Genomic DNA, 12,653 nt, shown 5'->3' on the forward strand with positions numbered 1-12,653 from the left:
AAAACTGTGGAGCTAAGGGGAATCGAACCCCTGACCTACTCGATGCGAACGAGTCGCGCTACCAACTGCGCCATAGCCCCTGATGCCGGTACGAAAGGCTACCAGCCGTCGCGCGCCAGCCGAAACCGAGCTACTGTCCGGCCGCTTTCGGCAGGTCGTAGCGGCGCGCGAACGCCACCTCGTCGAGGTGTTCGAAGATGGGATCCTCGTCGTCGATCTCCAGCACGGCGGCACCCGGCCGGCGCAACCGCGCGGGCACGACGTCCAGGTCCTGATCGCCGGTGTTCTCCACCCCGAGCCGCGACCGCTTGAGGCGCTGCGCCCGGCGGCGGCGCACCTGCTCCTCGATGCGCGTCTGCCGGCGCAGGTAGGCGAGGTAGAGCACGGTCACGGTGCCCACCGCGCCACACCCCCACCACGCCCACGGCGCGACGAGGTACGCCGCGACGCCCGAGGCCAGCAGGGCGACCGCCATGGCGGTGACCATCCGCTTGCGGAACTGGTACTTGCGGGCGCTCACCGCGGCGGCGGTCTTCGACTCGTAGCGACGCCGGCGCGCGGCGCTCAGCGAGTCGACTCCGGGCGCGGCCTCCTGTGGGGTGTCCTGTGACGCCTCCAGCCCCGAGTCGTCCGGCACGTATTCGTACTCGTCGTCGGTCCCATCACCGCTGTCCGGCGACTCCTCGGATTCCGTTGCGGCGGCTGGGGATTCGGCATCGTCCTCCGCGACCTCGGGCTCCGGCGCCGGCTCGGGGGACGGTTCGTCGGCGATGTCGGGGGCGGACGTTCCCAGCGAGAGCGCACCGGTGTCCTCTTCGACGATGTCGACGTCGAGGTAGTCGGGTTCCGCGTCGGCGGAAGGGGCGGCGGCGAGCACCACCGAACGCTTCGGCGCCTCGTCCTCCCGTTCGTCGTGGTCGTCGAGGTCCTCGTCGAGGTCGTCCTCCGAGGGCCGCCAGTCCGGGTCGGAGTGGTGCCCGGCCGACGGGCGGGACCGGCGGAGCAGTCGCGCGCTCTGCCCGGAGTTGAGAACCCTGGTCGAGAGCGCCACGTCGCTGGTGCGTCGCACGGCGTCCCGCTTGCTGATCAGCATGGGCACCAGCACGAAGAGCCAGAGCACAACGAGCGAGATCCACAGGAGGGATTGGGGGATGCTTGGCATGGTGCCTGCTCCTTTCCCCTACAGGCTAGGTCTGGTGACCAGCGCGTCTGGGGTCGACGCGCCGAGACAATTACACACCTGTAATTCGTCGTATACAAGCACCATCAGTCACATTGGTCACACGCGTCACGCAAAGACGCCACATTTCGCGTCCACGGTCGTGGTTGCGGCGCGGACGGCGACCCTCGGTGCCACACCCGCCTCAGGCCCAGCTCGCCCGGCCGGCGTGCACCAGCGCCGCCGTGGCCGACACCCGCAACTCCTCGACCGTGATCGCGACCAGCAGATGGTCACGCCAGCCGCCGTCGACGTCGAGGTAGCGCTTCAGCAGCCCCTCCTCGCGGAACCCGGCCTTGGCCAGCACCCGCCGGCTTGCCAGGTTCTCCGGGCGCACCGTGGCCTCGACGCGGTGCAGCATGACGGGACCGAAACAGTGGTCCAGGCCGAGCGCCAACGCCGCCGTGGCCACCCCGCCACCGGTCTTCTCCCGCGCCACCCAGTACCCGATCCACGCCGACCGCAGCGCGCCGTGCGTGACGTTGCCGACGGTCAGCTGCCCGCAGAACTCCCCGTCGACCTCGATCACGTAGGGCAGCATGCGGCCCTTACGGGCCTCGCTGCGCAGGCTCGAGCACACCGACGGCCACGACGAGAACGCGTGCCGCTGTTGCCATTCCACGCCCGTGGCGGGCTCCCACGGCTCGAGATGCGCCCGGTCGGCCAGCCGGATGCGGCTCCACGGTCCCGCATCGCGCAACCGCACCGGCCGCAGCCGCACGACGCCGGCGGCCACTCGCAGCGGACCCACCGGCGTCGGCCATCCGGGGTGTGCAGAACTGGACCGCACCGGGCTCACCTCGACTCGTGACTTCAGCCGCGCTGGGCCAGGAACGCCACGTCGACGGTCTCACCGGTGCGGACCTGATCGACGTCGGCGGGCACGATCACCAGGCAGTTCGCCTCGGCCAGCGTGGCCAGCAGGTGCGAGGCACCCGGCGCCCCGCCCAGCGCCTGCACCAGGTACTCGCCGGTGTCCTGATCACGCATCAACTGCCCGCGCAGGAAGCCCTTGCGGCCGGCCACCGAGCTGATCGGCGAGAGCGTGCGCGCCGGCACGACGCGACGCATCGGCGACCGCTTGCCCAGCGACAACCGGATCAGCGGGCGGACCATCACCTCGAACACCACCAGCGCGCTGACCGGGTTGGCCGGCAGCAGGAACACCGGCACGCCGTCGCGGCCGAGTTGACCGAAGCCCTGCACCGACCCGGGATGCATCGCGATCCGGGTGACCTCCATCTCGCCGAGCTCGCTGAGCACCCCGCGCACCGACTCCGCGGCGGCGCCGCCGACCGCCCCGGCGATCACCACGATCTCCGCGCGGCTCAGCTGACCCTCGACCACCTCCCGCAACCGCGCCGGATCGGTGTCCACGATGCCGACGCGGTTGACCTCCGCACCGGCGTCCCGCGCCGCGGCCGCCAACGCATACGAGTTCACGTCGTACACCTGGCCGTTGCCGGGGGTACGCGAGATGTCGACCAGTTCCCCGCCGACGCACAGCACCGACAGCCGCGGCCGCGGATGGACCAGCACCCGTTCGCGGCCCACGGCGGCCAGCAGACCGACCTGGGCAGCGCCGATGATCGTGCCTGCACGGACCGCCACATCGCCGGGCTGCACATCGTCACCCGCGCGCCGCACGTACGCGCCCGAACGCACCCCGCGCAACACCCGCACCCGGTTCGCCCCACCGTCGGTCCAGCGCAGCGGCAGCACCGCGTCGGCCAGCGTCGGCATCGGCGCACCGGTCTGCACGCGCGCGGCCTGCCGCGGCTGTAACCGGCTGGGCGTGCGGGCTCCCGCCTCGATGGAAGCCATCACGGGCAGGCTGATGTCGCGGCCGTCGTGGTCGTCGACGTCGTCACCGCCCCCGACTCCGAGGACGTCGACGCTGCGCACCGCGTAGCCGTCGATCGCTGCCTGGTCGAACCCCGGCATCGGGCGCTCGGTGACGACCTCTTCGGCGCACATCAGGCCCTGGGCTTCGGCGATGGCCACCCGTACCGGTCGTGGAGCCACCGCGGCGGCAGCTACCCGAGCCTGCTGCTCCTCAACCGAACGCACAACACGCCTTTCTCCTTCGTCCGGGCCTGTCGCGCAGGGTTATTTCTCGGCCAGGCCCAATCGCTCGACCAACCACTGCCGTAGTTCGGGGCCGTAGTCGTCGCGTTCCAACGCAAAGTCAACCGCAGCCTTGAGGTAGCCGCCGGGATTTCCCAGGTCGTGTCGAGAGCCGCGGTGCACCACCACGTGGACCGGATGGCCCTCATCGATCAGCAGCGCGATCGCGTCGGTCAGCTGGATCTCGCCGCCGGCCCCGCGCTCGACCCGCCTCAGCGCGTCGAAGATCGCCCGGTCCAGGACGTAGCGGCCGGCCGCCGCGTACGGCGACGGCGCATCCTCGGCCTTCGGCTTCTCGACCATGCCGCGCACCCGCATCACGTTGGGGTTGGCGGCGTCCGGCACCGTCTCGACGTCGAAGACGCCGTAGGCGCTGATCTTCTCGCGCTCCACCTCGATGGCGCACAGCACCGAACCGCCGCGCTTGGCGCGCACTTTGGACATGGTCTCGAGCACACCGGTGGGCAGCACGAGGTCGTCGGGCAGCAGCACCGCGATCGCGTCCTCGTCGGGCGACAGCGTCGGCTCGACACAGCTGACCGCGTGGCCCAGGCCGAGCGGTTCGGCCTGCACCACCGATTCCACCTTGATCAGCGCGGGCGCCCGGCGCACCTTCTCGAGCATGGTCTTCTTGCCGCGCGCTTCGAGGGTGCCTTCCAGCACGAGGTCTTCGACGAAGTGTGCGACCACGCCGTCTTTGCCCTCGGAGGTCACGATCACCAGCCGCTCGGCGCCCGCTTCGGCGGCCTCTGCGGCAACCAGCTCGATGCCGGGGGTGTCGACCACCGGCAACAGTTCTTTGGGAACCGTTTTGGTGGCGGGCAGGAAACGCGTTCCGAGGCCGGCGGCGGGCACGACCGCAGTGTGCGGAATGGGAACTTCTGGCCGAGTCATCGCAGACAGATTAACCGTTCCGCGCTGGTTGAACCCGGTATAGGGCCGAGGCGGACGGCGCCGGAAAATGTCATCGTGGTGTCTGTGAAGTATGCGACGAAAGACGAACTTCGCCGTGAATTGCTTCGCGCGCGCAGCAACATGACACCCGACCAGCACGAGGCCGAGGCCACGGCGCTGCGGCGGCATCTTCCCGCGGTGGTCGAGGCGGGGCAGACTATTTGCGCGTATGTGCCGGTCGCGGCGGAGCCGGGCGACCTCGACTTCGTCGACGATTTACGGCAGCTGGGAGCGACGGTGCTGTTACCGGTGACCCGGCTCGACGAGGCGGGCGCCGCAATGGCGTTGCAGTGGGGGCAGTACCGGCCGGGCGGGCTGGTCCGCGCCCGCTACGGGTTGTGGGAACCGGTGGCCCCGTGGCGGTCCGCGGCGGCGGTGGCCGAGGCGGCCGCGGTGCTGGTGCCCGCGTTGGCGGTGGACCGGACCGGGGTGCGACTCGGGCGCGGCGCCGGATACTACGACCGCTCGCTCGACAGTGCGGATCCGTCAGCGCGGTTGATCGCGGTGGTGCGCGACGAGGAACTGGTCGACCGCCTGCCGGCCGAACCCCACGACGTGCGCATGACCCATGCGCTGACCCCGGGCCGCGGACTGGTCACGCTGGCCGCGACGGCGCGTTCGGGGGAATGAGCGCCACCGCGTGGCGGTTCTAGCACTTGAGACGGTAGAGTGCTAACAAGTTTGATGACCTCGGAGGTTTTCGTGCCTACCTATTCCTATGCCTGTACCGAGTGCGACAACCGGTTCGACATCGCGCAGGCCTTCAGCGACGACTCGCTGACCGACTGCCCGCAGTGCAACGGCCGGCTGCGCAAGCTGTTCGGCAAGGTCGGGGTGGTGTTCAAGGGCAGCGGCTTCTACCGCACCGACAGCCGGGAATCGTCGTCATCATCGTCCGGCGGCAACTCGGCCAAGAGCTCGGAGTCGTCGTCCTCGTCGTCGTCGTCGGACAAGTCGAGTTCGTCGAAGAGCGATTCGTCGTCGTCCTCGTCGTCGTCGTCGGGCTCCACGTCGTCCGCCCCCGCCGCAGCCGCCTCGAGCTGACCTTCGAGTTATCCACAGGCCGCGCGGCAATCTCCGCGGGGCGGGCCTTCGGCTGCCTAGCGTGGCGGCATGGGGGAATCGCTGGATCCGACGCCGCTGGCCAGGCTGTCCGCGCTACGGCCCGCGTGGACGCGCACCGTGGCGGCCCGGCGCACCACCGCGGGTGCGCTCGTCGTGCTGGCCGCCATCGCCGCGCTGCGCTCGGACCCGCACGGTGACCACGTCGAGGTCGTCGTCGCCGCGGCGGACCTGACTCCCGGGACCGAGGTGTCGGCCGCCGATGTGCGCGTCGACCGCCGCCCCGCGGCGACCGTCCCCGACGGCGCCGAAACCGACACCGTCGCCGTGATCGGCGCGACGCCGGCCGGCCCCGTCCGGCGCGGCGAGGTGGTCACCGATGTGCGGATCCTGGGTCCCCGGCTCGCCGACGCCGCCGTCGGCCCGGACGCGCGGCTGGTGTCGGTGCATCCCGCCGACACCGCGTTGAGCGATCTGATTCGCACCGGCGACATCGTCGACGTGCTCGCCGCCCCCTCCTCCGACACCGGACCGCAGGCACGACCCCGGCTGATCGCCACCGAGGCGGTGGTGGTGCTGGTCTCGGCGAAACCGCAGGGACCGGGCGCCGGCGGCGACCGGGTGGTGCTGTTGGCGCTGCCTGCGCACGCCGCCACCGACGTGGCAGGCGCGTCATTGACGCAGGCCATCACGCTCACTCTTCATTGACCGTGGTCCTTCCCTGCACGAGTTGTCATCACTTCGTGCCGTCCGATCGCCGGTGCCCCGCAGATGCGCGGACTAACGTTCGCGCTGACCGGCAGAAGGCACTGCAGAAAGGGATCACAGCATGTTGAAGGGCTTCAAGGAGTTCCTCGCCCGCGGCAACATCGTCGACCTGTCGGTGGCGGTGGTCATCGGCACCGCGTTCACCGGATTGGTCACCTCGTTCACCAACAGCATCATCGAACCGTTGATCACGCGGGTCGGCGCGGGCGGGGAGTCCAACTACGGCGTCCTGCGTATCAACATCGGCGCGGGACAGACCATTGACTTCAACGTCCTGCTGTCGGCCATCATCAACTTCATCCTGGTGGCGGCGGTGGTGTACTTCCTCATCGTCCTGCCGTACAAGAAGCTCCGCGAGCGCGGCCAGGTCGAGCAGGCCCAGGACACCGAGCTGAGCCTGCTCACCGAGATCCGTGACCTGCTGGCCGAGAACGCCGACTCCCCCAAGCTCACCACCGGCCCGGGCACCGGCCCCAGCCCCGACACCGCGGAGACCACCAGCGCCGACCGCACATGACCGACGCGCCACAGACGACAACAGCCCCCGGTGTGCACCGGGGGCTGTTGTCGCGTTGTGTCAGTTCATGTTCCACGGGGCGCCGTAGGTGGTGACGCTGTCTCCGGACGACGCGATCAGCCGGGCATAGGGGCGCAGCAGCACACCGCCCGCCGCACCGGTCACCGTGCCGTGCGCGTTGGAGACCGCGACCTCACCGTCGGCGCCGGTGACGTCGACCGCGAAGGTGGCGACCTCCTGGATGCCCGGGCCGTTGCCCAGGTCGGCGCTGATCGAGACACCCGGGAACAGCGGCGGGGTCACGATGCCCTCGTTGGGAAGGAAGTCGAGAGCATCTTCACCGACGATGGCGACCTCGGCGCCGTCGAACGCGATGTTGGGGGTGGTGTAGCTGAAGTTTATGCCCACACCCAGCGACCAGGGGAAGCCGATCTGGTAGCCCAGCTCGAGTGAGCCCTCGAAGTCGTCGGCGGCCTCACCGGCCACGATGTACTTGGCCCGCCCGGAGTGGAACCACTCGCGGGTCAGCCGGTTACGGTCCAGCGGGAACACCCCGTTGAGGAAGGTATCCCACTGCTGGATCGTCAGGGTCCGGCCCTGGCCGTCGACCAGACTCAACTCGTTGTCGAGACCTGCGTGAGAGGTGCCCGTACTGGTGAATACCGCCGCAACGGCCGCCACCAACGCGATCAGCACCCGACTGATTGTCTTCATGTTCTGTCCGTTTCATGTCACCGGCGATCCGTGGATCACCGACCGATTAGTTAGGTGCCTGGAAACTGGGCACGTATCGCACGTGCCGGCTTGTGATTCGAATGAGCGCCTCTGCGAGCGTCGGGTGAGTAGAGGACCTCGACGTGCTCAGCGCAGGTCAGTTCATGTTCCAGGGGGCGCCGTATGTGGTGACGCTGTCGCCGGACGACGCGATCAGCCGGGCGTAGGGCCGCAGCAGCACACCGCCGGCCGCACCGGTGACCGTGCCGTGGGCATTGGAGACCGCCACGGTGCCTTCGGCTCCGGTGACGTCGACCGCGAACGTGGCCACCTCCTGGATGCCCGGGCCGTTGCCCAGGTCGGCGCTGATCGACACACCCGGGAACAGCGGCGGGGTCACGATGCCTTCGGCCGGCAGCAGACCGAAGCCGCCGTCATCCTCCGCAATGGTGACCTCGGCGCCGTCGAAGGCGATGTTGGGGGTGGTGTAGCTGAAGTTGATGCCCACACCCAGTGACCACGGGAAACCGATCTGGTAGCCCAGCTCCAACGACCCCTCGAAGTCGTCGGCGGCCTCACCGGCCACGATGTACTTGGCCCGCCCGGAGTGGAACCACTCCCGCGTCAGCCGGTTACGGTCCAGCGGGAACACCCCGTTGAGGAACGTGTCCCACTGCTGAATGGTCAGCGTCCGGCCCTGGCCGTCGACCAGACTCAACTCGTTGTCGAGACCTGCGTGAGAGGTGCCCGCACTGGTGAACACCGCCGCAACGGCCGCCACCAACGCGATCAGCACCCGACTGATTGCCTTCATGTTCTCCCCAGCTCATGTCGTCGGCGGACCAGTGCACCGCCGTTGCACACCCGTACGCGCCGCAAAAAAGTATGAAAATGAGAAGGTTCACACTGTTCTCTTAGACTCAAGCCATCTTGCGACGCGAAGAACATAACAGCGTGGCAACAGGTCAACAACCGAAACGTGCAGTTCAGCGCGGTGGGTTTGTTCCTAGGCAAATATCTCTCGAGGCTTGATCATCACCAAATCGGCGTCGGCGGGATTCGCTGGAGCCGGAACGCAGACAGCCCCCGGGGTGAACCCGGGGGCTGTCTCTTAGAGAACGCTCAGTTCATGTTCCAGGGGGCGCCGTAGGTGGTGACGCTGTCACCGGACGACGCGATCAGCCGGGCATAGGGGCGCAGCAGCACACCGCCCGCCGCACCGGTGACGGTGCCGTGGGCGTTGGAGACCGCGACCTCACCGGTGCCGCCGGTGACGTCGACCGCGAAGGTGGCGACCTCCTGGATGCCGGGGCCGTTACCGAGATCGGCGCTGATCGACACGCCCGGGAACAGCGGCGGGGTCACGATCCCCTCGGCCGGCAGGATGCCGCCGACGCCCTCGATGATGTTCACGCCCTCACCGTCGAATGCGATGTTGGGGGTGGTGTAGCTGAAGTTGATGCCCACCCCCAGTGACCAGGGGAAACCGATCTGGTAACCGAGCTCGAGCGAGCCCTCGAAGTCGTCGGCGCCCTCGCCGGCCACGATGTACTTGGCCCGGCCCGAGTGGAACCACTCCCGCGTCAGCCGGTTGCGGTCCAGGGGGAACACCCCGTTGAGAAACGTGTCCCACTGCTGGATGGTCAGCGTGCGCCCCTGTCCGTCGACCAGGCTCAGCTCGTTGTCGAGACCCGCGTGAGAGGTGCCCGCGCTCGTGAACAGAGCCGCAACGGCCGCGACCAACGCGACCAGCACCCGACTGAATACCTTCATGTTCTCCCCAGCTCATGTCGCCGGCGATCCGTGGATCACCGATTGGTTAGTTAGGTGCCTGGTAACGATCAGGACACACTGCCCAAGAGCCGGATGTGAACCGAATTAAAGACACCACAGAGTTCTCTTAGAGTTTGCTCACTTCTTGCCCGGGAAAAAACAAAAAAGCAGCCCCCGGAAGTTCCGGGGGCCGCTTCTTCAGAGCTGGAAGAACTCAGTTCATGTTCCACGGCTCGCCGTAGGTGGTGACGCTGTCACCGGTGGAGGCGATGAGCCGGGCGTAGGGGCGCAGCAGCACGCCGCCGGCCGCACCGGTCACGGTGCCGTGGGCGTTGGAGACCGCGACCTCACCGGTGCCGCCCTCGACGTCGACCGCGAAGGTGGCGACTTCCTGGATGCCGGGGCCGTTGCCCAGGTCGGCGCTGATCGAGACACCCGGGAACAGCGGCGGGGTCACGATGCCCTCCGCCGGCAGGATGCCGCCGACGCCCTCGATGATGTTCACGCCCTCACCGTCGAACGCGATGTTCGGGGTGGTGTAGCTGAAGTTGATGCCCACGCCCAGCGACCAGGGGAAGCCGATCTGGTAGCCCAGCTCGAGTGAGCCCTCGAAGTCGTCGGCGCCTTCGCCGGCCACGATGTACTTGGCCCGGCCCGAGTGGAACCACTCGCGGGTCAGCCGGTTGCGGTCCAGCGGGAACACACCGTTGAGGAAGGTGTCCCACTGCTGGATGGTCAGCGTGCGGCCCTGGCCGTCGACCAGGCTCAGCTCGTTGTCGAGACCAGCGTGAGAGGTGCCCGTGCTCGTGAACAGAGCCGCGATGGCCGCAACCAACGCGATCAGCACCCGACTGATTGCCTTCATGTTCTCCCTAGCTATGTCGCCGGCGATCGAGGAGATCGCCGAGTGTTGTTGGTTGGGTGCCTGGCCGACCGCTCCACACACACCTCGCAAGATCAACATGTGAGTGGGATTAGAGACCCCACACGCCGCTCTTACGCCTAGCTCATTGTTTGACACAGGGAACATAACGGGGAGGCATCCGACCGGCAACGCAAGCCGTCGGGCGTGCGTCGCCCGCGTTACCGCCGGTACGGGATTTGCTGGAGATGTGCTGAGGCCCCGCGTGCCTGGCGGCGCCGACCGCGGCCGTTGATTCGGGGCGGCTCGGCGTCCGGCCTCGTCAGGCGGCGTCAAACGGCAAAAATGACCGGCGCCTCATCGACTGAGGGCGATATTCCCAGAGAAGTCACAGGTCACTCGTGGTGGGGCGGAACGTTTTCCTGCAACCAGCGGTCTCGGTCTGCGTCGCGCTCGCCCGGCTCGGCGGCCCGTTCATCGGCAGTTGTCTCGGGAAGTATCTCGCCGAAGATCTTGTTAACTGAGTCGCGCCGGCGCGGCGGCGGGTATGTCATGACAAACCTTCTCTGTGATGAAGATCACAACCCAGGCCGGATTGCTGTTCACCTTCTCGTAACACTGCAGACAGTAGCCATCACAGCAACCAATGAGAAACGCCGAGCCGACGCTGGAATCGCGTCGTCTCGGCGTCTCGGCAGGCCGTACCGGCGTCAGATCTCGAGGCTCGATAGCTGTCCGATGATCTGCACGGCCAACGGGCCGAGCGTGGCCATGCCGTCACGCACCGCCGCACGGGACCCGGCGATGTTGACCACGAGCGTGCTGCCGGAGATGCCGGCCAGACCCCGCGAGACCCCGGCGTCGACGATGCCGGCAGACAGCCCGGAGGCCCGCAGCGCCTCGGAGATGCCGAGCAGCTCGCGGTCCAGGATGTCGCGGGTGGCCTCGGGCGTGACGTCACGGGGAGTGACACCCGTGCCGCCCACTGACACCACGAGGTCGACCCCACCGATCACGGCGGTGTTCAGAGCGTTGCGGATCTCCACCTCGTCCGCGGACACCACGACGACGCCGTCGACGACGAACCCCGTCTCACCGAGCAACTCGGTGACCAACGGACCGCTGTGGTCCTCTTCGTCGCCGTGGGCGGTGCGGTCATCGACGACGATGACGAGCGCCCGGCCCACCAACTCCCCTGGCTGTTCCATGACCTCAACCGTATATGTGGGCGCAGACAGCGGCGCAGCCACTCGCAGGGTGCCCACCGGGCTGTCGGCGATCACTGCTGCGCCTTCCCCAGCGTCACCTGCACACTCTGCGGCTTACCGGAGGGATCGACGTAGGTCAGCGTCACCTTCTCCCCTGGCGCCTTGGAGCGCACCGCGGCCACGAGCGCGTCGGCGCTGTTGATCACGCGATCGTCGACCTTGGTGACCACCACACCGCTGGGCAGGCCGGCGGCGGCCGCGGCCCCGCCGTTGGTCACCTCGACGATCTTGGCGCCGTCGGAGGCGGTGTCATTGCTGACCTGGACGCCGAGCGAGGCATGCGACGCCGAACCGTTCTGGATCAGTTCGTCGGCGATCCGCTTGGCCTGGTCGACCGGGATCGCGAAGCCGAGCCCGATCGACCCGCTCTGGGCCTGCGGACCGGCGTCGCCGCCCAGGGTGGCGATGGCGGAGTTGACGCCGACCAGCTCACCGTTCATGTTGACCAGCGCGCCGCCGGAATTACCCGGGTTGATCGCGGCGTCGGTCTGGATGGCGTCCAGCACGGTGTTCTGGTTGCGGGCGTCACCACCGGCGGCCACCGGGCGGTTGAGCGCGCTGATGATGCCCGTGGTGACCGTCCCCTCCAGGCCCAGCGGGGAGCCGATCGCCACGACGTCCTGGCCGACCCGCAGATTGCTCGACGAACCGAGCGTGATCGGCGTCAGCCCGGACACGTTCTCGGCGCGGACCACCGCGATGTCGCTGCTCGGATCGGTGCCGACGACCTCGAACCCCGTGGTGCGGCCGTCGGAGAAGATGACCTTGGTCTGCGCCTGACCGTCCGCGGCCGCCGCCACCACGTGATTGTTGGTCAGGATCAGACCGTCCGAGGTGAGCACGATGCCCGAGCCCTCCTCAGCGGCGCGGCCCATGTTGGTCTCCAGCTTCACCACGCTGGGCACCACCTTGGCGGCCACCTGTTCCACCGACCCGGCCGGCAGGGCGGCCGCGGGCACGCTCGGTGCGGCGCCGGTGATCGAGTTGCTCCAGGACGGCCGGTTGTCCTGCGCCATGGTGGCCACCCCGCCGCCGATACCCGCCGACACCAGGGCCACCGCAAGCGCTCCCGCGGTCAGACTCAGTGCGCGCGAACGCTTCTGAGCGGGACGGGGATTCGGCATGACGGTGGTCGGATGGGCGGCGCCGCGGTACGGGTCATAGGGCGCCCGGAACTGCTGGTGCTGCTGGTGATGCTGCGGCTGGGCGGCGTAGCGCCAGTCATACGGCTGCTGCGGGTAGGCATCCGGCCGGTGCCCACCCGGATATCCGGAGTCCTGCCCGCCCGGGCGATGCCCCGGCTGCTGCGGCGGCGGTGAATACCGTGGGTGGTTCGTCATGTGGCTTCGGCGCTCTTCCTCGTATGTGGTTCCGTCAGTTGGTCAACGA

Annotated in this window: 14 protein-coding genes and 1 tRNA gene; 4 read left to right on the top strand and 11 right to left on the bottom strand. The window is 68.4% G+C overall.

Annotated elements, in window-relative coordinates; translation table 11 throughout:
- Positions 1-7: 7 nt before the first annotated feature.
- The 5 genes from E4P42_RS02580 to E4P42_RS02600 form a co-directional block, all read right to left on the bottom strand.
- A tRNA-Ala gene (locus E4P42_RS02580) sits at positions 8-80 on the bottom strand.
- A 50-nt stretch (positions 81-130) separates the two neighbouring features.
- On the bottom strand, positions 131-1,162 hold the full coding sequence (gene glpR / locus E4P42_RS02585) for a gephyrin-like molybdotransferase receptor GlpR (RefSeq protein ID WP_135122779.1): 1,032 nt from the start codon (positions 1,160-1,162) through the stop codon (positions 131-133).
- A gap of 202 nt (positions 1,163-1,364) precedes the next feature.
- Positions 1,365-2,018 carry a GNAT family N-acetyltransferase gene (locus E4P42_RS02590; RefSeq protein WP_135122780.1) on the bottom strand — a complete coding sequence of 218 codons (654 nt, stop codon included), beginning with the start codon at positions 2,016-2,018 and terminating at the stop codon, positions 1,365-1,367.
- A gap of 14 nt (positions 2,019-2,032) precedes the next feature.
- On the bottom strand, positions 2,033-3,289 hold the full coding sequence (gene glp, locus E4P42_RS02595; protein ID WP_135122781.1) for a gephyrin-like molybdotransferase Glp: 1,257 nt from the start codon (positions 3,287-3,289) through the stop codon (positions 2,033-2,035).
- A 39-nt stretch (positions 3,290-3,328) separates the two neighbouring features.
- Positions 3,329-4,240: a UTP--glucose-1-phosphate uridylyltransferase gene (locus E4P42_RS02600; RefSeq protein ID WP_135122782.1), complete on the bottom strand. Its 912-nt coding sequence runs from the start codon at positions 4,238-4,240 to the stop codon at positions 3,329-3,331.
- A 75-nt stretch (positions 4,241-4,315) separates the two neighbouring features.
- Between E4P42_RS02600 and E4P42_RS02605 the strand changes: the two genes are divergently transcribed.
- The 4 genes from E4P42_RS02605 to mscL all read left to right on the top strand — a co-directional run bounded on the left by E4P42_RS02605 (position 4,316) and on the right by mscL (position 6,647).
- On the top strand, positions 4,316-4,930 hold the full coding sequence (locus E4P42_RS02605) for a 5-formyltetrahydrofolate cyclo-ligase (RefSeq protein WP_371286975.1): 615 nt from the start codon (positions 4,316-4,318) through the stop codon (positions 4,928-4,930).
- A 72-nt stretch (positions 4,931-5,002) separates the two neighbouring features.
- Entirely contained in the window at positions 5,003-5,344 is a 342-nt protein-coding gene (locus E4P42_RS02610; RefSeq protein WP_135122783.1) for an FmdB family zinc ribbon protein, read from the top strand.
- A 69-nt stretch (positions 5,345-5,413) separates the two neighbouring features.
- A complete protein-coding gene (locus E4P42_RS02615; protein WP_135122784.1) occupies positions 5,414-6,070 on the top strand; it encodes an SAF domain-containing protein in 657 nt (218 codons plus the stop codon).
- Between the two features lie 121 nt (positions 6,071-6,191).
- Positions 6,192-6,647, top strand: a complete 456-nt coding sequence (mscL, locus tag E4P42_RS02620) for a large-conductance mechanosensitive channel protein MscL (RefSeq protein WP_135122785.1) — start codon at positions 6,192-6,194, stop codon at positions 6,645-6,647.
- A gap of 60 nt (positions 6,648-6,707) precedes the next feature.
- Here the strand turns inward: mscL and E4P42_RS02625 are convergent, their stop codons facing one another.
- The 6 genes from E4P42_RS02625 to E4P42_RS02650 form a co-directional block, all read right to left on the bottom strand.
- Positions 6,708-7,361: an MspA family porin gene (locus E4P42_RS02625; protein ID WP_135122786.1), complete on the bottom strand. Its 654-nt coding sequence runs from the start codon at positions 7,359-7,361 to the stop codon at positions 6,708-6,710.
- Positions 7,362-7,518: 157 nt separating this feature from the next.
- Positions 7,519-8,175 (bottom strand): MspA family porin, encoded by a 657-nt coding sequence (locus tag E4P42_RS02630; protein WP_135122787.1) that lies wholly within the window; start codon positions 8,173-8,175, stop codon positions 7,519-7,521.
- Between the two features lie 308 nt (positions 8,176-8,483).
- Complete coding sequence (locus E4P42_RS02635; RefSeq protein WP_135122788.1) at positions 8,484-9,134, bottom strand: MspA family porin; 651 nt, start codon at positions 9,132-9,134, stop codon at positions 8,484-8,486.
- 214 nt (positions 9,135-9,348) lie between these two features.
- Positions 9,349-9,999, bottom strand: a complete 651-nt coding sequence (locus E4P42_RS02640) for an MspA family porin (RefSeq protein WP_135122789.1) — start codon at positions 9,997-9,999, stop codon at positions 9,349-9,351.
- A gap of 707 nt (positions 10,000-10,706) precedes the next feature.
- Positions 10,707-11,252, bottom strand: a complete 546-nt coding sequence (locus tag E4P42_RS02645) for a molybdenum cofactor biosynthesis protein B (RefSeq protein ID WP_167759336.1) — start codon at positions 11,250-11,252, stop codon at positions 10,707-10,709.
- Positions 11,253-11,275: 23 nt separating this feature from the next.
- Positions 11,276-12,604 (bottom strand): S1C family serine protease, encoded by a 1,329-nt coding sequence (locus E4P42_RS02650; protein WP_135122790.1) that lies wholly within the window; start codon positions 12,602-12,604, stop codon positions 11,276-11,278.
- Positions 12,605-12,653: the final 49 nt, after the last annotated feature.

This window comes from Mycobacterium sp. PS03-16, from assembly GCF_004570325.1.
Lineage (GTDB): Bacteria > Actinomycetota > Actinomycetes > Mycobacteriales > Mycobacteriaceae > Mycobacterium.